16 protein-coding genes and 1 pseudogene are annotated in these 21,120 nt (G+C 62.9%); 11 read left to right on the plus strand and 6 right to left on the minus strand.

All coding sequences use genetic code 11. The features are described from left to right. The first annotated feature begins 101 nt into the window (after positions 1 to 101). Positions 102 to 737, plus strand: a complete 636-nt coding sequence (locus tag LDO15_RS03835; protein ID WP_223984176.1) for a hypothetical protein — start codon at positions 102 to 104, stop codon at positions 735 to 737. A gap of 70 nt (positions 738 to 807) precedes the next feature. Here the strand turns inward: LDO15_RS03835 and LDO15_RS03840 are convergent. Next, a pseudogene (locus LDO15_RS03840) lies at positions 808 to 1,232 on the minus strand (LuxR family transcriptional regulator); the annotation flags it as partial. A 143-nt stretch (positions 1,233 to 1,375) separates the two neighbouring features. Between LDO15_RS03840 and LDO15_RS03845 the strand changes: the two are divergent. Then, positions 1,376 to 2,443, plus strand: a complete 1,068-nt coding sequence (locus LDO15_RS03845) for a hypothetical protein (protein WP_223984178.1) — start codon at positions 1,376 to 1,378, stop codon at positions 2,441 to 2,443. Between the two features lie 109 nt (positions 2,444 to 2,552). Here the strand turns inward: LDO15_RS03845 and LDO15_RS03850 are convergent, their stop codons facing one another. Further along, positions 2,553 to 4,097: a PucR family transcriptional regulator gene (locus LDO15_RS03850; protein WP_223984181.1), complete on the minus strand. Its 1,545-nt coding sequence runs from the start codon at positions 4,095 to 4,097 to the stop codon at positions 2,553 to 2,555. 221 nt (positions 4,098 to 4,318) lie between these two features. Here LDO15_RS03850 and speB point away from each other — a divergent pair, with 221 nt between their 5' ends. The 9 genes from speB to LDO15_RS03895 all read left to right on the plus strand — a co-directional run bounded on the left by speB (position 4,319) and on the right by LDO15_RS03895 (position 16,162). Next, positions 4,319 to 5,323, plus strand: a complete 1,005-nt coding sequence (speB, locus tag LDO15_RS03855; protein WP_223984183.1) for an agmatinase — start codon at positions 4,319 to 4,321, stop codon at positions 5,321 to 5,323. 180 nt (positions 5,324 to 5,503) lie between these two features. Next, positions 5,504 to 6,973 (plus strand): cytosine permease, encoded by a 1,470-nt coding sequence (locus LDO15_RS03860; protein WP_223984186.1) that lies wholly within the window; start codon positions 5,504 to 5,506, stop codon positions 6,971 to 6,973. 118 nt (positions 6,974 to 7,091) lie between these two features. Beyond that, complete coding sequence (locus tag LDO15_RS03865; protein WP_223984189.1) at positions 7,092 to 8,594, plus strand: aldehyde dehydrogenase family protein; 1,503 nt, start codon at positions 7,092 to 7,094, stop codon at positions 8,592 to 8,594. Positions 8,595 to 8,622: 28 nt separating this feature from the next. Continuing rightward, positions 8,623 to 9,918 (plus strand): D-arabinono-1,4-lactone oxidase, encoded by a 1,296-nt coding sequence (locus LDO15_RS03870; protein WP_223984192.1) that lies wholly within the window; start codon positions 8,623 to 8,625, stop codon positions 9,916 to 9,918. Between the two features lie 100 nt (positions 9,919 to 10,018). Continuing rightward, on the plus strand, positions 10,019 to 10,777 hold the full coding sequence (locus LDO15_RS03875; RefSeq protein WP_223984195.1) for an SDR family NAD(P)-dependent oxidoreductase: 759 nt from the start codon (positions 10,019 to 10,021) through the stop codon (positions 10,775 to 10,777). Positions 10,778 to 10,809: 32 nt separating this feature from the next. After that, entirely contained in the window at positions 10,810 to 11,733 is a 924-nt protein-coding gene (locus LDO15_RS03880) for an NAD(P)-dependent oxidoreductase (RefSeq protein WP_223984197.1), read from the plus strand. Positions 11,734 to 11,772: 39 nt separating this feature from the next. Then, on the plus strand, positions 11,773 to 12,651 hold the full coding sequence (locus tag LDO15_RS03885; RefSeq protein ID WP_223984198.1) for a polysaccharide deacetylase: 879 nt from the start codon (positions 11,773 to 11,775) through the stop codon (positions 12,649 to 12,651). 210 nt (positions 12,652 to 12,861) lie between these two features. Further along, complete coding sequence (locus tag LDO15_RS03890) at positions 12,862 to 14,370, plus strand: amino acid permease (protein WP_223984199.1); 1,509 nt, start codon at positions 12,862 to 12,864, stop codon at positions 14,368 to 14,370. 292 nt (positions 14,371 to 14,662) lie between these two features. Continuing rightward, entirely contained in the window at positions 14,663 to 16,162 is a 1,500-nt protein-coding gene (locus LDO15_RS03895) for a cytosine permease (protein WP_223984200.1), read from the plus strand. Positions 16,163 to 16,202: 40 nt separating this feature from the next. On the opposite strand, the gene LDO15_RS03900 is transcribed toward LDO15_RS03895, so the two are convergent. The 4 genes from LDO15_RS03900 to LDO15_RS03915 all read right to left on the minus strand — a co-directional run bounded on the left by LDO15_RS03900 (position 16,203) and on the right by LDO15_RS03915 (position 20,917). Continuing rightward, the gene (locus tag LDO15_RS03900) at positions 16,203 to 17,147 is read right to left on the minus strand and encodes a hypothetical protein (RefSeq protein WP_223984201.1); all 945 of its coding nucleotides are present in this window, start codon (positions 17,145 to 17,147) and stop codon (positions 16,203 to 16,205) included. Positions 17,148 to 17,228: 81 nt separating this feature from the next. Continuing rightward, a complete protein-coding gene (locus tag LDO15_RS03905; protein WP_223984202.1) occupies positions 17,229 to 18,803 on the minus strand; it encodes an APC family permease in 1,575 nt (524 codons plus the stop codon). 9 nt (positions 18,804 to 18,812) lie between these two features. Next, entirely contained in the window at positions 18,813 to 19,853 is a 1,041-nt protein-coding gene (locus tag LDO15_RS03910) for an agmatine deiminase family protein (protein ID WP_223984203.1), read from the minus strand. Next, the gene (locus LDO15_RS03915; protein ID WP_223984204.1) at positions 19,850 to 20,917 is read right to left on the minus strand and encodes a nitrilase-related carbon-nitrogen hydrolase; all 1,068 of its coding nucleotides are present in this window, start codon (positions 20,915 to 20,917) and stop codon (positions 19,850 to 19,852) included. Before LDO15_RS03915 ends, LDO15_RS03910 begins: the two co-directional genes overlap by 4 nt. Between the last annotated feature and the right edge of the window lie 203 nt (positions 20,918 to 21,120).

The following is a 21,120-nucleotide window of genomic DNA, read 5'->3' on the forward strand; positions in this document are numbered from 1 at the left end:
CGTGGAGGGAAGTCTTCTGCATCGAGATTGGGGGAGGAGGGAAATTGGCCGATGGGGACACTGGCTCGCGCCCGGGACCGTCGCGGGTCAGGAAATGGAGTTTGACCAAGAAAATCGTGACAGGTCTGATTGCCACCGCGGCGGCAATCGGGACGCTGGCCGGGGCCTACACGGTTGTCAGCAATATGGCGAACTGGTTCCAGCATAAGGATGATCCTCCGTCCGAGTTCGAGCAGACGCCCAAATTAGGCTTGCAGTTTTTGCAGGATGGCGTTCAAGTCGGCATGCACTCGGCTGACTCGTCGGACATAACCTCTATTCGCCTCAAAATGCTGACCAAACCTTTTGAGCTCAGATTCCCGCAACCGCCGCCGCATGTTGCTGTTCAAATTTGTGGGTGGACCGACAGTTCGGTATTCGACCTTCCAGCGCAGGGAGTGCGGATGGAAGATGCCGGATGCTTTGCCCCGGGCCATGGTGTGGCCGACTATGAGTACGCAAGCGGGCGGATGGTGATCGCCCGTGAAGGAATGAACTACCTGGTAGACAACAGGATCATCCCGGCAGGTGACGGTAAGGGTAAGACCTACTTTTCCACCATTGTCACCGAACCGTACGCTACTGTTCCGCTGACCAAACTTAAAGGAAAGACGTTGTTTCTGACTGTCGTTATCGATTACAACTCGGACCAATTCATCTCGTTCGGCGAATACGAGTATGTGGAACTGGATTTCTAAAAGCGAGCGTTGACTGACGGAGGCTCTCAAACTCCGTCGGGCGTCGCGAAGATACAAGGCCGAGTTGCGTGGTTCCTGCCAAAGCTTGCACACGTCGGTCCAGACGATCCCTTGTAGCTGCGTCGGCCGAGAGGGCGCCGTGCCCGTCATCGCGTACGTTGATCTGGAGGTTGTCCTCATCGCCGTCCCACTGGGCCCGAACTCTCCCGGACATCCGGGTTGTTCCACCATGGCCAGAACTAGTCCGCGGAAGACCGCCCGCGCCTCATGAGCGACTTCGCCTGGGAGAGCCCGCCCAGATAGTGGTGGCTCAATGATCTGAAGGTCGATGCCGCTATAGCGCGCAGGCGGAAGAAGGTCCTCTTGTAATCGCGCGAATGCCATTGGTGACAGGCTCCTCGACCAAGTCCGTCGTGCCGTCGTTGACAGTGCGGAGCGCGACGAGCGCTTTTGCGCCAAATCCGTGACGGTCGAGCGTGCCAAGCCGTTGTCCAGGATGAAGAGCGCAAGGCGGCCAACAACCGAGTGGGCCCGCCAGCTGTCGGTTTCGCGACCTGCCCGGTCGGGCAGCGACGACTGCCCACGCGCATGCCCATTCCGGCACTGGCGCAACGGCTGTGCGGGGAAAGATGGTCCTGGTGATGCTGCACAGACATACGCTGGGCACGGAGTGGATTGCGGCTGACGAAGGAACTACCCGGTCGCAGCGGCTGGCATCGTCGCCGCCGCTGGCGTTCGCGCGCGCCGCGCTGGACCCGATCACGGTCGCGCGACTGCAGGGCGCGGTTGGCAACCAGACCGTGCTTGAATTGTTGCGCGGCGGTACCCCGGTCGCCGGTCGACCCCAGCCCGTCGTCGGCCTGGAGGCGGCCGTCGTCTTCCAGCGGGACAAGACGGAGGGCAAGGGCTCCCCGGCCAAGCGGACCATCGGTGGCGGGCAGCAGCAGCTCTGGGTGGTGCGCGATCGCACAATCGGGCTGGGCGGTGGCGTCTTGGTGAGTGATCTGGCCGACTTTAAGAGCCGGGTCATGGGCACGAGCGACAAAGACGGCTGGACCCTGGTGCTCGCAATCCACGGCTCGGAGGACCGCCTCGGCGCGCAGGCGCCGCCTGACTGGCAGAAAAATGCGGTCTTCTACCGGGCGGATGACATCGAGGCGCTCTTCGGCAAGGACGAGGCGTTTGCCAAATGGCGAGACGAGTTCGGGCCCACCCAGCTGTCGCTGGTCTCCTGTCAGGTGAGTGCCTCGTTCGAGAAGGCGCTGATCACCAACCTGACCCGCCCGGGAGACAAGGGCGTTCGGCAACAAGGGCGGGGCCTGGGCGCGGGCTGCAAACCGGTCTCGAACGCATGGGCCATCGGTGAGGCTCCGAAGACGCGCCGTCAGTACGACAGGCTCGACGAAACCGGGAAGCAGAAGGCCCTCGACAAGCTCGGCGAGCTGAACCAGAAGTGGGGCTACTACGGGGCGCCGCCGGTGCCCGACGACCAGCTGGTCCACTACTACTACGACGAGGACCCAAAGGGCGAGTGGGTGACCGTCGAGGTGCAGGTCGACAACGGCAAGCACGAGTTGACGCCGACGGGCATCCCCTACTGGAACCGGACGTTCGGTCCCGATGCCGCGCGGTTCCGGCAGCTGTGCACCCAGGGCGTCGGCACGCTCAAGGAACGAGAATCCAAGGCGCCGACCGTCGCGGACTGAGCGGGCCGGATCGAGCCGCAGGGGAGCGCGCGCCGAAAGCGGGGGCGCAAGGGCAGCGGATTCTCATCACGCACTACGCGATGCTCGCCGCGGCTGACTGCCTCAGCCGTTAACGCCGTGGAGTGCTGACGTCGGCCGTGGGCAGATGCCCCAGCTTGCCCTGGACGCCCATGGCGTCATGGATCTGCAGGGCAAACCACAGTTGTGCAATCGTGGAGGTTTCGGACATATCAAGGCCCGTCAGCTCACTGATCTTCCGGATGCGATAGATGATGGTCTGTCGATGCGCGAACAGGGCGGTCGCCGTCTTCTGCCAGGACCGTTGCGAGTCAAGGAACGTCTTCAGCGTGACAAGGAGGTCACCGTTTTCTCCCTGTTCGTACTGGAATATGGGTCCGAGAAGCCGCTGGACCAATGCGTGGCCCTCCTCGAAGCTGGTGAGCCCCAGCCACGAGGGTCCCTCGGCATAACGGACCAAGCCCTCGCCGGTGCTTGACGCCGTCCCCAGCGCCCACATTGATTCCTGAAGTGCTCTCTGCGCCCCGGCCGCCGCGGAAGGCCGGCTGATTCCGATCCTCACGTCCGAGGGGACGGCATGCCGCAGCAGATCGTCGGAACAGTCTGAGGCGACAGCCAAATGCAGTGTGTTGAAAGTGCGCTGGCACGCCGTCGGATAGCCGTGCCGCCAAAGATCCACGTGGATCTCCGCCAGGCGCTCGCCGTTGTCGCTGGACATGGAGACGATTCGGAATTCCCGCGACGAAATCCCAAACTCAGGCAGCCGGCTTTCAATGTCGGCTATGCCCAGGCGCCCGTCAAAAGCCTGCAAAAGGAACTCCGCGCCTAGGCGGCGCTGGTTCTCAAGGGACAGCATCGTCCGCGACAGCTCCAGCCCAAGGACCGTGGCCGCATGGAGCAGCACCACCGCATCCGGGACGGGCTCGGAATTGGGCAACACCACCAGAAGCGCATTGGCGTGAGTCGGGATGTCCATCAACAGAACGTGGCTGCCCGCCAAACGGTGCCACTGGAACTTCTTGCTGGCGACCGGTGATTTGCTGGTCAGCGGTTCAAGATCCTGCTTTAGGCCCGGAGGCAATGACTGGCCTCCGGGATGCCAGGCATGCAGGCACCGTCGATCAACCACGAAGAGGCTCGCGTCGAGTTCGGCTTCGATGCCCAGGATCAGGCTTAGCCAGTTGTCCTCAGATGGCCCGGCAAGCCGCAGCAGGTCATAGATGCGGGCCGTCTGACGCAGTCTGCGGGACTCCTCAAGCAGCGAAGACTCGGCGACAGAACGTGCGATGGCGATGAATGGAAGCGGGTAAGGGATGCTGATGACCGGCAAGGGCAGGTGGTCGCAGACTTCGAAAAACTCGGGAAGTAGCTCAGGGGCATGCATCTGCTCGCCGATCGCAAGGGCGCTGGCACCTGCATTGACCAGTGCCTCGGCCAGCTCCACCTGCCCCGCGGGATCCGCCGGGATGGAGAGCCCGTTGGTCATCATGAGTTCCCCGCCGGTGACCCATTCCCACAGGCGCGGGAGGTCGGACGTATGGGCCCAGGTGACCCTGTTGCCCAGGCCGGCGGAACCCGCCAGAAGACTCAGGCCCAGCTGGGGTTCGGCCAGCAATTCCGACACGGTGATCGCCATGCGTGGTTCCTATTCATGAGTGCTGAGGCCGCCACCCCAAGCCGCTTATACATATGTATAAGCCCCTCGGTTATTTGTAGTCAATCGGCGCATAGGCCGCGTGACGCCGATCACTAATAGTTAAGGCATAGACCTCAACCGGCGCAGGAGCCCAGTACCGCCAAGTACGGAAAAGAAAACCGCCAAGCCGGCTGAACCCAAGTAACTGGAGGATCCCTGACATGACCACCCACAAGCCAATCGGTCCCGTCGATGCAACAAAAGTCCCCCGCTACGCAGGCCTGGGCACCTTCGCCAGGCTTCCGCAGATTGACCGTGTCCCGGACTACGACATTGCGATAGTCGGTGTCCCGTTCGACGGCGGCACCTCCTACCGCCCGGGCGCCCGCTTCGGTCCGGCGGCTGTCCGTGAAGCGTCGCGGCTCCTGCGCCCCGGCTACCACCCGGAACTCGACGTCGAGCCCGTGTACGAGGCCCAGGTTGTAGACGCCGGCGACATCGCCTGCACCCCCTACGACATCGCCCGCGCAGTCCGCGAGATCGAGGAGCAGGCCCTCCCGCTCCTCGGCGACGCCGGCTCCGGCAAGAGGCTGATCTCCATCGGCGGTGACCACACCATCGCGCTCCCGATGCTGCGGGCATTGAACAAGGTCCACGGCCCGGTGGCCCTGCTCCACTTTGACGCGCACCTGGACACCTGGGACGCCTATTTCGACCAGCCGGTCACGCACGGAACCATCTTTCGCCGGGCATTCGAAGAAGGCCTTCTCGTCGAGGATAAGTCGATGCACGTGGGCATCCGCGGCCCGGTTTACGACCGTAACGACTTCCTCCGCGACCACGAGTTCGGCTTCCAGATCATCCGCTGCTCGGACCTGGACGTCATCGGTGTTCCGGCCGCGATCCAGCGCGTCAAGGACCGGCTGGGCGACACCCCGGTCTATGTCTCCATCGACATCGATGTCCTGGACCCGTCCTACGCGCCGGGCACCGGCACTCCGGAAATGGGCGGGCTCCACTCTCGCGAGCTCCTGGCGCTGCTCCGCGGACTAAACGGCATCAACATCGTAGGTGCCGACGTCGTCGAGGTCGCTCCGGCCTACGACCACGCGGACATCACCACCGTCGCCGCGGCGACCCTTGTCTTCGACCTCCTCGCCCTGATGGTGAACCGCAGCAAGGCCTCCGCCAACGTCGCCCAGGAGCTGCAAGCGGCCACCGTTTGAGCCACAACTGCTGGGCATTCGCGCCTGATTTGTACATATGTATGAACAGGTCTACGGCTACTATTCAATCGCCGGATTTCCTCTGTGACGAAAGTCACGAATGATTGATACATCAGATCCCGTGCTCGACGAAGCGCCGGGACAGAACAAAGAGAATCCCATGAACTCCTGGAACGCATCATGAACGCTCACCGCCCACCCACCGCAGCCGAGGTACCCCGGCTCGAGGACAAGACCATTCAACCCATCCCCGCCCACGAACGCCATGGAAAAGCCCGGGACCTTTTCACCATCTGGTTTGGTTCCAACATCATGATCATGACCATCGTGACCGGGGGACTCGCGACCACTGTGTTCGGGCTCAACTTTGTGCCCGCCATCGTCGGAATCATCATTGGGAACGTCGTCGGTGGCATCTTCATGGCGCTGCATTCGGCCCAAGGTCCACAACTGGGTGTGGCGCAGATGATTCAGACCCGCGGCCAATTCGGTTCGTACGGTGCGCTACTGATCGTTGTCATCGTGGTGATCATGTACGTCGGGTTCTTTGCGGCGAACCTCGTCTTTGGCGGTCAAGCACTGGCCGCAGTCAGCCCAGGCATCAGTGTTGACGCAGGCATCATTGTCATTGGCGTCTTGAGCGTCGTTGCCACCATCTTCGGCTACCGGCTCATCCACGCCTATGCACGCTTCTTGAGCATCGTGGCGGGTCTGGCGCTGGTGCTGGCCTTCGTCTGGATCCTGGCCGTCCACGGATTGCCGGCCAGCTTCCTGAACCAGGGAAACTTCAACTGGGTGGGCTTCATGGCCACCATCTCCGTCTCCGCCCTCTGGCAGCTCGCCTACGCTCCCTACGTCTCGGACTACTCCCGCTATATGCCTCAGGGCACCGGCTCGGCCCCGGCGTTCTGGGCATCGTACTCGGGCTGCGTCTTGGGAACACTCTTCCCGATGGTGTTGGGTGCCTTGGTGGGAACGCTTGCCCTGACACTGATCAACGATGGCAGCAGCGTCGAAATAGTCGGGAGCCTGGGAGCCATGCTAGGGCCATGGACCATGGTGATCATCGGAATCTTCTGCCTCGGCGTTGCGGCGTCGAACGCCATGAACCTCTACTGCGGGGTCCTGTGCACGCTCACCATCGGGCAGACGTTCAGGCCGACCTGGTTGCCCCACGCCAAGACCCGGACCATTGCGGCGATCCTCATCTTCACCCTCGCCCTCGTGATCGCACTGTTTGCCCGCGACAATTTCATCTTCTTCTACACGAACTTCCTCTCCTTCCTGATGTACGTCCTGGTTCCCTGGACGGCCATCAACCTCGTCGACTACTACCTCCTGCGTCACGGCGACTACAGGGTTGAAGACTTCTTCAAGCGCGACGGCGGGGTGTACGGACGGTTCAACTGGGTTGCGATCGGAGCCTATGTTGCCGGCGCACTGATCCAGGTTCCGTTCTCGGCAACAGCGATGTTCACAGGCCCTGCTGCCGCAGCGATGAACGGCGTGGACGTCTCCTGGATTGTTGGCCTGGTGGTCGTTGCACCCCTCTACTACTTTGCGGCGCGAGTGTTCCGGAAGGAGCCGGAAGCAGCCCCCTTTCAGTCGCCTGCATTCGCAACTGAGCTGATTGAAGCCCCTCAGGCCTAACGCCCACCCTCGCGCAAGTCGGCCCGGGGGCGGCCATACCGCCCACCCCCGGGCATGTCCCCCCACCCCACATGACTGCCGACGTCGAAATCGGCGCAGAAAACAAAGGCTAAAAATCATGACAATCACTGACCTCGAGCGGTTCACAGTCCGACGCTCGTCCGCGGAGCAAAGCTGCGCCAGCGTTTTGCCTCCAACGGGGCATTTCATCGGTGGATCATTCGTTCCCGGCTCCTCGACCCGGCTCATAGACGTTGTGGATCCCACCACGGAGCAGGTCATCGCGTCCGTGCAGGCCGGCACGGCCTCGGATGTGGACGTCGCGGTTGAGGCGGCCGTGGCGGCCCAGAAGTCCTGGGGCGCCACGACCCCGAAGGAACGGTCCGAGGTGCTCTCGCTGATCGCCAACATCATTGAAGCCAACCGTGAAGCATTCGAAATCATCGAGTCCGCCAACACCGGTAAACCGCGAATGGTCGCGGAAGACGATGTCTCCAGCACCATCGATACCTTCCGGTTCATGGCCGGAGCTTCCCGCACACTGACGTCCATGGCAGGCGGCGACTACGCCACCGGACATACCTCGGTCATCCTCAGGGAACCCGTCGGCGTCGTAGGCGTCATCACGCCTTGGAACTACCCGCTACTGATGGCTGCTTGGAAGATCGCGCCCATCCTGGCCGCCGGAAACAGCATCGTCCTCAAGCCTTCGGAACAGACTCCGCTCTCGACGCTGAAGCTGGCAGAACTTACAGCCGGACGCATCCCCGATGGAATTCTCAACGTCGTGACGGGACAAGGCCGAACCGTTGGGCAGCGGCTCTCCGAGCACCCTGATGTCGCCCTCATTGCGTTGACGGGAAGCGTCGTCAGCGGACAGGCAGTGGCAGAGACCGCGGCCAAATCCGTCAAGCGCGTCCACCTCGAACTCGGCGGCAAGGCCCCTGTTGTTGTCTTCCCCGACGCGGACCTCCGCGCGGCCGCCGCCGGTGTGCGAAACGCCGGCTTCTGGAATGCCGGCCAGGACTGTGGCGCTGCGTGCCGCGTGCTGGTCCACGAATCGGTGGCTGAGGAGTTCGCCGAGCATCTGGTGCGGGAAGTCGGCACGCTCGTCGTCGGCGCCCCGGGTGCAGGGGACGAGGTGGAAATCGGTCCCATGATTTCGCGGCCGCACTTCGAACGCGTAAAGGAATCGCTTGCCGAGGCAAAGGCCGCGGGTCTTCAGGTGGCCATCGGTGGCTCGGCCTTGGAAGGTCCCGGCTACTTCATTGAACCCACAGTGATCAGCAACGTACCGGCCGGGGCCCACATTGCCACTCACGAAATCTTTGGTCCCGTCGTCACCGTCGAGTCCTTCAGCTCCACCGAAGAGGCCATTACCCGGGCCAACGAGAGCCCCTACGGCCTTTCTGCCTCGGTATGGACGCGGGATTCGAGCCTCTCGCTCAGCGTTCCGAAGCAACTCGATTTCGGCACCGTCTGGGTCAATTCACACCTGGTCTTGGCTTGTGAGGTTCCGTGGGGCGGATTCAAAGGATCCGGCTATGGCCGCGACCTCTCGCTGTATGCCTTGGACGATTACTCCCGGACCAAGCACGTCATGATCAACCACAGCGCGTGAGCGTTGAGACCAGCATCGGAGCTCAGCAATGACCACCACGAATCATCCCCACGCCGCGTCGTCGGCACGCGCCGCAACCCCGTCCGCTCCCTTCGGGACAGACGTAACGTGGACCAACTGGGGCGGAAACCAGAGCGCCACGCCGGCCTTCACGGTCCGGCCGCGGACTGAACAGGAAGCGCTCGACGCCGTCCGGTTCGCCATCCGCGAAGGCCTGCCAGTCCGCGCAGTCGGCTCAGGACATTCCTCCTCTCCGCTTGTTCAGACGGGCGGCGTCCTGATGGACATGTCCGCACTCTCGGCAATCACCGGGACCGACACTGTGCGGCGTCGCGCGAGGGCCCTGGCGGGCACCACCATCAGCGCTTTTGGCGATCCGCTGTGGGAGCAGGGGCTGGCACTGGGCAACCAGGGCGACATCGATAAGCAGCAGATCGCCGGGGCGCTCTCGACCAGCACCCACGGCTCCGGAAAGGATCTGGGCAGCTTTTCATCAAACCTGCGTTGGGTCAGGCTGATCAACGGTTACGGCGAAATCGTCGAAATTGGTGAAGGGCAGCTCCGCGAACTCAAGGCCGCCCAGGTCGCCTTGGGGACGCTCGGAATCTTCCTGGAGGTCGAACTGGCGGTAGCGGACCGCTATTACCTGCAGGAGGAGATTACGTATCCCACGTGGGCGGAGACCGCGGCAACCTGGCAGGCCGACATCGACGCGAACAGGCACTACTCGTTCCTCTGGTGCCCGGACGACGATTCATGCGAGCTCCTGGACCTACCCGGTTCGCCGAGCCAGAAGATGGCGAACCGCAGCTACACCAAGCGGTACAACATTGCCCCGATCCAGGACGAGCATGAAATTTCGCGCACGGAGGGTGCCCGGCTGGACCGGTCTTACCGCATCTACCCGGGCGGATTCACCACACAGTTCCATGAACTCGAGTACTTCGTTCCCAGCCAGCACGGCCTGGAGGCCGTCGAGGCTGTCCAGGAGCTGATCCGCACCAAGCATCCCGACCAGAAGTACCCCGTTGAGGTCCGCTGGGTGAAAGCCGACGAAGGTTACATGTCCCAGTTCCAGGGACGGGACACCACCGTCATTACCCTGACCACCCAACCTGGAACTGACTACTGGCCTTTCTTCCGGGATGCAGACGCGCTGCTTCAGGAATTCGAGCCGCGTGCGCACTGGGGAAAGATCCATTTCATGACGAGGAGCCGCTTGGAGCGTCTCTACCCGGAGATTGACACCTTCATCCAGGTGCGCCGGGAGTTCGACCCCCGCGGAATATTCCTTAACGACCACACTCGTGCGCTCGTTGGCTAAATCAGCCAGCTAGGCTAAATCGGCAATTCCGGCGTATGCCCCCGAATCGTGACCGGGGGCATACTGCCCACCCTGGCACAATCAATGGGGAAGAGAAGACATGAGCCATTTTCAGGACAAGACCTACCTTGTCACCGGAGCCAGCTCCGGCATCGGTCTCGCGACCACCAGGGCCCTCCTGGCGCAAGGGGCAAAGGTTGCAGCAGTAGGGCTCCCGGACCGTCTGCTTGATGACGCAAAACGCCAACTGTCGGGCGCCGTGATCTTCATCGAAGCTGACGTCTCTGAGTCCCAGCAGGTCGATAGCGCCTTCGCCCGGGCGGAAACAGAACTCGGCCCCCTGAGCGGGGCCTTCAACGCCGCGGGAATTTCCAGCGTTGCGCCCATCGCCGAAACGTCCGACAAACTGTGGCAGAGACTGATCCAGGTGAACTTGACCGGCACTTTCCACTTCGCCAGGGCAGCGGCGCGAACGCTCTCATCCAACGGCGGGGGCTCGCTCGTCTGCACTGCCAGCGAACTATCACTCGTCGGCCAGGCCGGCTACAGCGCATACACCGCGACCAAGGGCGGCGTCCTGTCGATGGTGCGGTCCTTGGCCGCCGAACTTGCACCTGCCGGCGTCCGGGTCAACGCGCTGTCGCCGGGCACGACAGATACTCCGATGCTTGCGGCCGAGTTCGCGAACGAAGAAGAACGCGCCAGGGACGAAGCGTCCGTGCCTCTTGGCCGATTCGCCCTGCCGGAGGAGATTGCGGCCGCGGCGCTGTGGCTGTTGGGCCCCGATTCCTCATATGTCACGGGAACAAACCTTGTTGTCGACGGTGGTCGAACCACGACGTTCCCCCTCGGACACTGACATCTATCACTCGCGCTGAAAGGCAAAATCACATGAGCTCTGTCCTGGTCACAGGTGGTGCCGGATTCACTGGCCGCCACATCATCAACGAACTTGCCGACGCCGGCCATCAGACTGTCAGCTACAACCGGGATTTCCTCGAGGCTCCACGCCCCGATGTGGTTTCCATTCAGGGCGAACTGTTTGATATCCCTCGCCTCCTCGAAGTATTCAAGGAGCACGACATTGACACCATCGTCCATACCGCCGCGATATCCCACCCGACCTATTCTTTGAGCTTTCCCCTGGCGACGTTTGCAGCCAACGTCGAGGGAACAGTGGCGGTTTTCGAGGCAGCACGACTCCACGGCGTCAAACGGATCATCAACTTCTCTTCCGAGTGCGTGTACGGAAAGACCTCAGCACCGGTCGTTCTCGAATCGGAGCCGGTAAATCCCACGACGCCCTACGCCGTGACGAAGGTTACCGGGGAATGGCTCGGCCAGGTCTACGGCGACAGGTATGGAATCGACGTCATCTCCCTGCGCATCGGCCAAGTTTACGGACCCGGAAACCGCATGGATGAAGTCCTGCGGGATATCATGCGCGGCGTAGTCCGTGACGGTTCATTCTCACAGGACCACGGGGCCGATCACCGCTATAACCTGGTCTACGTCCGCGACGTCGCTCTTGCCATACTGGCGGCAGTCCAGGCACCGCAAACAGCCTCGGCCAGGCCCCTGGCCTACAACATCTCCGGCAGCGAGTACTGGACACTCAGTGACGTAGTCAAAGAAGTTCGAATGGCATTCCCGGACGCCACCGTGGAGATCGGTCCCGGGACGGATCCAACCTTGGACCTGCAGGGCCACTTCAGCATCGCTTCCGCTGGCGCGGATCTGGGCTACGAATCGGCCTGGCCCCTGCAGCGGGCCCTCGGCGACTACGCCGACTGGCTCTCCACTCATGACTTCTGAGCCTGTTCTTCTGACCCATTTCTTCTGATAGGGGCAATCATGACATTTAATAAGAGCGGCTGGAGGCAGGGGGCGGCGTGCGTTGCCGCGCTGACGTTCGACGTCGACGCCGAGTCCCCCATCCTGGCCGCCGGCCGCCGCCATGCCGACAATGCAATGGCGATGACTCACCAGGCGTTCGGACCCAAGGTGGGTGTTCCGCGGATTCTCCAAATGTTGAAAGACGTGCAGCAGCCGGCGACATTCTTTATTCCAGGCGTAACCGCGGAATGGTATCCCCACATGGTTGAGCAGGTCCTGGAAGCCGGTCATGAGATCGCGCACCACTCACACACTCACCGCACGGCGGTGAGCATGAGTTTCGACGACGAGCGCGCTGACTTCGATCTGGCGCTTTCCGCGCTCGGGCGCTTCGGCATTTCTCCAAAAGGGCATCGCGCCGCAATGTGGGAGCCCTCGTGGCAGACTCCGTCGCTGGTGGCTGAGTATGGGCTGAAATACGATTCCAGCCTGATGGATGCGGACATCCCGTATCTCATTGAAACGCCCGCGGGGACGGTTGCGGAGCTCCCCCCGCATTGGAGCCTGGACGACTGGGAGCAGTATGCCTTCCTTCCGGAACCCAAGATCGGTGGAATCATCCAGTCGCCACTGGTCGTGGCGGACATGTGGATTCACGAGATCGACGCAATGCGACGCCATGGCGCGCTTTTCATGCTCACGTGCCACCCTTTCCTCACTGGGCGGGCAGGACGGCTGGAGGCGCTGCGGACGGTTATCGAAACTGCGCTGGAACGAGGCGACGTCCGCTTCTCGACGTGCGAAGCGCTCGCGGAAGCGGCACTCGATGACCCTGCATTGATCGCCGAGCCCCTCAATCCAGTGACAGCGTCCGCGGAGCTGTATCCGCACTACTGAGCGCCGGACTGCTGAACCCGGCGCCAACTGAGCGCCGGACTGCTGAATCCGGCGCCAACTGAGCGCCGGGCTGCTGAATCCGGCGACATGGCGAAAATTTATGACCCCAAAACACAACAGCCCTAGGGCGAAGCCCTTGGCCGCCCATCAGCCACGCCCGCCGCGCGTTGTGAAGCTTCCCCCTAAGACCGACCCAGCGAAAGAAGGCTCATGGCAATGAACTCCCCGTCCCAGCTGTTGTCGGACGCCTCTGGTCCAACACAGACGCCTAATCCTGAATCCCTCCAACTGAAACGGGAGATGGGGTTCTGGTCCTCCTTCTCGTTGGCGTTCGCATTCATGTCGCCAATCATCGGCTTGTACGGAGTATTTGGCTTGGCCCTGATGGCCGCAGGCCCGGCCTTCTGGTGGGGGTTGTTGGTGGTCCTCCTAGGCCAGGCCCTGGTAGCAGCCGTGCTTGCCGAACTCGCTTCACGATGGCCCGTTGCCGGCGGGGTCTGCCTCTGGTCCAGGTCCCTTCTCGGACACACCTACAGCTGGTACGCAGGGTGGGCCTACATCTGGACGCTCATCATCACAGTTGCCGCCGTGGCCTTCGGCGGTGGCACATTTCTTGCCTCATTGCTCGGCATTGAGCAGCCTGACACCACAACGAAAATCGTGCTGGGCGCCGTCATCTTGTTGATAAGTACTATCGCCAACTCTGCCGGAAGGAAATGGCTGAGTCTGCTAGTGACTGTGAGCATCGTGTGTGAGGTCATCGCCAGCCTGGGAGTCGGGTTGGTACTGATCATCTTCCATCGCCGAAATTCCCTGAGCACGATTCTGGACGCTTTCGGATCCGCACCCGACACAACCGCATATGTCTTTGGGCCTTTCCTTGCCGCGGTGGCAATCATCGGTTGGTCGTTTGTGGGATTCGAAAGTGCGGGCGCAATTGCCGAGGAAGTCCGATCTCCCGAACGCAAAGTTCCGAGGGCAGTACTTACGTCTCTGATCACGGTGGCATCTGTCATTACGTTTTCTTGCCTGGCCCTGCTCCTCGCAATCCCGGATATTGGCGCCGCCATGTCGGGGGCCGACCCGGACCCGATTACGACAACCCTCACTGCCAATCTCGGCGAGGGCGTCACCAAACCCCTCCTGGTGGCCATCGTCCTGGGATTCATCGCCGGGACGGTGGCACTGCAGGCGGCCGTATCTCGATCGGTTTTCGCGTTCGCCAGGCTGGATGCCCTACCTGCGGCCAAGATCCTGAGGCGTCTCAGCAAGACCGACCGACTGCCCATCAACGCCCTCTTAGTCTCCGCGGTCGCTTCAATGATTGTTCTGGCCCTGTCGGCATCACAGGTGTACGGCGCCCTCGTTGCCTTCGCGACGGCGGGCTTCTACGTGGCTTTCATCTTTCCAGTGCTGGCCGCGCTGGTAGTACGGCTGAAGGGAGAGTGGAATGCCGGACCCTTCAGCCTGGGAGTTCTTGGCCCAGTAGTGAACGTGGCCGCATTGCTGTGGTTGGGTTTTGAGATCGTCAATATCGCATGGCCGCGCCAACCGGAAGCGCCCTGGTACCAGAACTACGCAGTGACTGTGGTCTTCGTGCTCCTTGGCCTGGCGGGATTTGCGGTGGAGAGACGCCTGCGTCGACGCAATAGCGACGCCCACTTGGCGACAGAGACAGAGACAGATCCGGAGCCGGAACTGGTGAAAGTCGCGCCGTGAACGCCGCCAAACAAAAAGCGGGCCAATAGTCCCAATCATAAAATGAGAGGCCTCGTGAACATTTTGACCATCGGGGCCTTTCATTTATCTGCGTCGCACGTACCGGTAGTTGCACCGCTTCCCATATGCACGAATAAGCGCCTTTGCCTATGTCGGCAATCTGCGCGCTGATGAATCACGCCAGTCAGAACCACTAAACCACCGAAAACTCGGTGCCCAATAATGACCATCTACAAGACGATTTGAACGGAACTACGTCCGCCACAACCGAAACGACCAAAGGATCTGTGCCATGACCACATACAAGCCAATCGGCCCCGGCAGTGCCGAGCGTACCAACACCGAAGTCCATCTCGGAGACTACGAAGCGTCACTTCAGCCGATTCCGGAGGCGGCTCGCACTCGAAAAGTCTCGGGACAATTCTGGATTTGGGCCGGCGCCAACCTCGCGCCAATCAACTGGGTCCTCGGGGCTTTGGGCATTCACCTGGGCCTCGGGCTCGCTGACACTATTTTGGTTCTGGTACTGGGGAACCTGATCGGCATGCTGTTGTTCGGTTGTTTTGTGTTACTCGGTCAGAAGACGGGGGCGACGGCCATGGTGCAGTCCCGGGCCGCCTTCGGCCGCCGCGGAAACTACATTCCTGCGGGAATGCAAGCCCTCCTCGTCATCGGCTGGTGCGCAGTGAATACGTGGGTCATTTTGGATCTGGTGATGGCCCTGTTGGGCATGCTTGGTTGGGTTGATCCGGACGCACCGAACTATGCATGGAAGATTTCCGTCGCGGCAGCGATTATGGGTGCCCAAGTGGCAATCGCCTGGTTTGGGTACAAAGCCATTGCTGCTTTTGAACGCTGGACTGTGCCGCCCACGCTTGTCATCCTCGTTATCATGTCCGCGGTCGCGTGGTTGGGACTGAAGATCGACTGGGCCTATGCGGGGCCCTCCGGCCAGATTCTCGAAGGATCCGAGCGGATTGCTGCCATGAGCGCCGTCATGACTGCCATCGGCATCGGCTGGGGAATTACTTGGTTCACCTACGCCGCAGACTATTCACGATTTGTCAGTATTTCCGTACCTGGGCGGAAGGTCTACCTGGCCTCCGTGCTTGGGCAATTCATCCCGGTTGTCTGGCTTGGAATTCTGGGCGCCAGCCTCGCAACCAATAGCGGAGAGATCGATCCAGGCAAGCTCATCGTGCAGAATTTTGGGGCGTTGGCGATCCCGGTCCTCTTCATGGTTCTGCATGGCCCGATCGCCACAAACATCCTGAATATTTACAGCTTTTCAGTGACGACGCAGGCCCTGGATATACAAATCAGCCGACGGAAGCTTAACGTCTTCGTCGGGGCACTTTCTTTTGTGGCCGTGGTCTTCTTTATTTTCCAGGATGACTTTGCATCCGTGCTTGATTCGTGGCTCGTGGGCCTGGTTGCGTGGGTTGCCGCGTGGAGCGGCGTCATGCTGGTTCACTTCTTCTGGCTGGAAAAGAAATGGCCGCGTGGCACAGACCGTCTATTTGCGGCTCCCGGGTCAAACAGGCTGCCCTCTGTGAACTGGGCCGGAATTACTTCCCTTGTGCTCGGGGTTTTCGCCACATGGCTATTCATGTACGGACTGGTGCCTCAGATGCAGGGGCCCATAGCCACGGCACTTGGCGGGTGGGACCTCTCCTGGCTGGCCGGGGGACTGACTAGTGCTGCCAGCTACGCGCTGCTGGGGCGCCGAGCTCACCAAAGGTCCGACATTGACTCGCATCGCATCGAAGAACTGAAGGTGCAGCAAAACTGAGCACGTCCTCGGCCCTAGTCGCCGAACCCCAGGCGGAGGGTCAGGACCGTTGGGCCTTCCGGCGTTTCCGCAGCACAAAGGAGATGGCTACGGCCCCGGCACCGCCGACAACAAGCAGCAACCCGAGGGAGACCAGCGACGGTCCGCCGGTGTCCGCGGTAGGAGTGCCCTGGCTTTGGGATGTGGTTGTGGCTGGAGCGGCCCGAGCCGGGGAAGGAGCAGGAGAAGACGCCGCAGGAGAGGACACTGTAGGGGGCGAAGTGGCAGGCGGGGCCGCCACGAAGATGTCACTGACCGCCCCCATGATGAAGCGGTCGCCGGGAACAAGGGTCTTCACTACCCGGGTCGAGGTCTCGAGTGTTGTGGAAACGCACCCCGCCGAGACCCTGTTGCCGGCACCAAAGAAGATTGCGTAGTCGGCGCCAGGGACTGGCACGGCATCCGGCAGGCGGTTGTAGTTGATGACGGCTGCCTGCTCATAGGTGCCCTGGTTCATCCAGTACCAGAGGTTCTCGTCGGCGGGAGATCCGCCCTCCACGTAATTGTTGTAGGCGGGACTGCCCGGTCCGCCCCACCGTGATCTCGGATTGACCGTGTGGTACAGCAGCCTGGTGCCCGGATCCGCCCGGCGCAGGGCCCCGGTGGCCGAGAACGCGCCGGTGGGTGACCGGTATGGGCCTTCTCGCAGCTGTCCTTCCGGGGCGAACCCGTTCTTGCCGATGAAGCCGGTCTGCTGCCACTCCTGAATGTAACCTTCGCCGTTGCGGACACAGCCAGTGATCAGCACGGCGTCGGTGGCCGTCACGAAGACCACCCTGGTGGCGGTGCCGGCGCTGAACCGTGTCTGGTGGGCACTCAACTTCGCGCAGGGCGCGGCTTCCTGGGGCGGGGCGGGTGAGGCGTGGAGGGCGGACGGTACCACCGCGATGAACCCCGTGACGAGTGCTGCGAGCAGCAGACTCCTGGAAATATGGCGGAGGGCCATGGCCCAATTTTAGTCCGCAGACGTACGGCCCCGCTCCCGGAGTCCGGGGAGCGGGGCCGTACGCGTCTGGAAGCCTTGCGGCTACTCCGGAACCACCAGGGCGGGGGTGTCCTTGCGGATGGTCTCACCCCGGAAGAAGCCCGGATGCCATTTCGCCGCGACGAGCATGATCACGAGGCCAAGGGCGAGGATGCCGATCCCCAGGATGAACACCAGGCCCACCCCGAAGACCTCCGAGCCGCTACCGAATTCCGGCGCCCAGCTGTCCACGGCGGTCTGGAAGAAGACTACGGTGAGGACCAGGCCGCCCAGGACCGGGAACAGCAGCCGCATGAAGAAGTTGCGGACGCTGGAGAACAGGCTGTGCCGGAAGTACCACGTGCAGGCGAACGCCGTCAGGCCGTAGTAGAAGCAGATCATCAGGCCCAGGGCCATGATGGTGTCGTTGAGGACGTTCTCGCTGACCACCTTCATGACGGCGTAGAAGCCGCCGGAAATCAGGCCCGCGATCACCGTGGCGTAACCGGGGGATCCGAAGCGCTTGCTGACGGAAGCGAAACGCGGCGGCAGGGCGCCGTAGTGGCCCATCGCCAGCAGACTGCGCGCCGGGGAAGCCATGGTGGACTGCAGGGAGGACGCGGTGCCGGAGAGTACGGCCAGGGACATCAGGATGGCGAGCGGACCCATGACCGGGGAGGCCAGTGCTGCGAAGATATTCGACTGGTTGTCCGGGTTGTTCAGGCCGATGCCGTCGGCTCCGGTGCCAGCCACCATCATGGTGGCCACGATCACGACGAGGTAGAGGGCCAGGACGGCGACCGCCGTCGTGGTTCCTGCCCGGCCGGCGGTGCCCTTGCCGCCCTTGGTTTCCTCGTTCACGGTGAGGCAGACGTCCCAGCCCCAGTAGACGAAGACGGCCAGGGACATGCCGGCGGTGAACTGCTCGAAGCTTTCGATCTTGGCCGGGTTGAACCAGTCCCAGCTGAAGGCGATCGAGGTGCCCGCGTCACCGGAGGCGGCGTGGCTGAGCGCCATGATGACGAAGACGGCCAGGACCAGCACTTGGAATCCGACCATGCTGTACTGCACGAGCTTGGTGGCGTGCAGGCCGCGGTAGCTGACCCAGACGGCGAGTGCCACGAACACGAGGCACGTAACGATGTTCACAGCCGTGTTGGAGGTCAGGTCCGCGAGCTCGGGGTTGTTGAACACCTGGGCCAGGAAGAGGTAGAAGAAGTCCACCGCGACGCCGGCCAGATTGGACAGGACGATGATGTTGGCGGCCAGCAGCCCCCAGCCTCCCATCCAGCCGACGAACGGGCCGAACGCCTTCGTGGCCCACGTGAAGGTGGTGCCGCTGTCCGGGGAATCGGCGTTGAGCTCCCGGTAGGCGAACGCCACCAGGATCATGGGAATGAACGCGACGATGAAGATCGCCGGCAGCTGCACACCGACGGCGCCGACGGCCGGTCCCAGCGAACTGGTGAGGCTGTAGGCGGGCGCCACGGAGGAAATGCCCAGGACGACGACGGCGAGCAGGCCCAGCTGGCCGCCCTTGAGGCCCTTGCCGGTGATGCCGTGCTTGGAGCCGGCCGGATCGACGACGTCGTGACCGGTGGTGGTGATGCCGTCTTCACGGCCGATAGTTTGACTCATGGCTGACCCTTATTCCGGGAGATTCTGGGAGGTGGACGGTTGCTGTTGGGTGATGCAGTGGATGCCGCCGCCGCGGGCGAAGAGCTCGCGGGCGTTGATGCCGACCACTTTGCGGCCCGGGTAGGCGTCGCCGAGGATGCGCAACGCCTTCTCATCCATCGGGTCGCCGAACGTGCAGGCGATGACGCCGCCGTTGACCACCAGATGGTTGATGTAGCTGTAGTCGACGAAGCCTTCCTCGTCCGTGAGGGTTTCCGGGGCGGGAACCTCGATGATGTTCCATTCACGGCCGGCCGCGTCCCGGGTGGTGGCGAGGTGGCCGATGATCTCTCGGCTGACCTCGAAATCGGGATGGGCCGGGTTCTGCTGCGAGTGGACCAGCACGGTGCCCGGGGACGGGATGGCCGCGACGATATCGACGTGGCCGCGCGTGCCGAACCGCTCCGAATCCCGGGTCAGCCCCCGCGGCAGCCAGACGACGTGGCTGGCGCCGAGGGTCCGGGCCAGCTCCGCCTCGACGTCGGCCTTGCTGAGCCCGGGGTTGCGGCCCGGATCCAGCTGCACCGTCTCGGTGACGAGGACCGTGCCTTCGCCGTCCACATGGATGCCGCCGCCCTCGTTCACCAAGGGCGACACCACGTGGCTGGCTCCCGAGCGGGCCGCGACCTCCGCCGCCACGAGCGAATCCTTGTCCCAGACGGCCCAGTCCTGGCCGCCCCAGCCGTTGAACACCCAGTCCACGGCGCCGAGCCGGCCGGTGGCGTCCAGGACAAACGTGGGGCCGATGTCCCGCATCCAGGCATCGTTCAGCGCGGCGGTGACCACCTCGACATCGGGGTGGAGGTAGCGCGCGGCAGTTTCCGCATCCTCCGGGGCCACCAGCATGGTGACCGGTTCGAACTCCACCACGGCGTTCGCGACGCCGGCCCACACGGAGCGGGCGGCGTGGGCGTCTTCCGCTGTCTCGCCCAGGGTGTAGCCGCCGGTGGGGAACGCCATCCAGACGCGGTCCTGGGGTGCCGTTTCGGACGGCATCCGCCAGGCGCTCACGCGGTGACCTTCCGCGCACTGGCCTCATACTCGTTGGCCTCATCCGCACTGGCCTCATCCGCAGGACGGCCGAGCGGGGCGTCGGTGCGCACGGGCTCGGTCAGCCGGGTGTAGGTTTCCGGGCGGCGCGTGGCCAGGAACGGGAAGAGCGTGAGCCAGTCCCGGCGCTGGTCGAGGTCCAGGTCGGCGACGAGGACGGCGGATTCGTCCCGCGGCGCCTGGGCGAGGATCCGGCCGTAGGGATCGGAGATGAAGGAGGAACCGTAGAAGTTCAGCGTGCCTTCGCTGCCCCAGCGGTTGGGGGCCACCATAAACAGCCCGTTGGCGATACCGTTGCCCACAATGACCTGCTGCCACAACGGCTGGGTGTCGAAGTCCGGGTGGTCCGGCTCGGAGCCGATGGCGGTGGGGTAGACCAGGAGCTCCGCCCCGCCGAGGGAGTAGATCCGGGCCAGTTCGGGGAACCATTCGTCCCAGCAGGTGGGCATGCCCAACCGTGCGCCGCCGAGTTCGGCGGGGGAGTGGACCTCGTAGGCGTCATCGCCGTCGGGCCCCTGCCGGAAGAACTTGTCCTCGTAGTAGCCGGCCGTCACCGGGATATGCAGCTTGTGCGTGCGTCCCAGCAGTTCGCCAGCGGGGGACACCAAAATGGCGGTGTTCAGGCCCAGCCCGTCGTCAGTTCCATTCGGGTTTTCCGACTTCTGGTACAGCGAGGCGTGGACGCAGATTCCGTGCCGGCGGGCCGCGTCCGCCGCGAAACGGAACGTGGGTCCGGTGAACAGGTCTTCGGCGATGTCCGAGGGCCGCGGGCGGGTGCCGCCCCCGGCGGCATCGTTTTCGGGCAGCGTGTCGGCAGGGTAGCGGGACAGCGTGAGCTCGGGCAGGAAGACGACGGTGGCTCCCAGCCGGGCGGCCCGTTCGATGCCTTCGTCCAGTTCGGCGCGCAGGACGGCGCCGTCCGGATGCCAGCGGTGCTGCACGACGCCGACCCGCAGTGCCGGGCGGCTGGACGGGAGGGTACGGGCGAGGGAGGGCGGGGTGTCGAGGGAAGTGATTTCGATCATGGCTACTCCAGTGAGACGGGCGTCACATAAATGAACAGTGTTCATTTAGTATTGGGGTGATCGGCGTGCGAGGCAAGACCTAATATGAATAAAGTTCATTTATTTATTGGCGGGTTCGTGCTCACTTCCTTGTCCGCCGCAGGGCGCTTCCAGGGGCGCATTACAGGTCACTGTCCGGGCACTTCCGCCGCGCGGGACGTAAG

It is taken from the genome of Arthrobacter sp. NicSoilB8 (assembly GCF_019977355.1).
GTDB lineage: Bacteria > Actinomycetota > Actinomycetes > Actinomycetales > Micrococcaceae > Arthrobacter.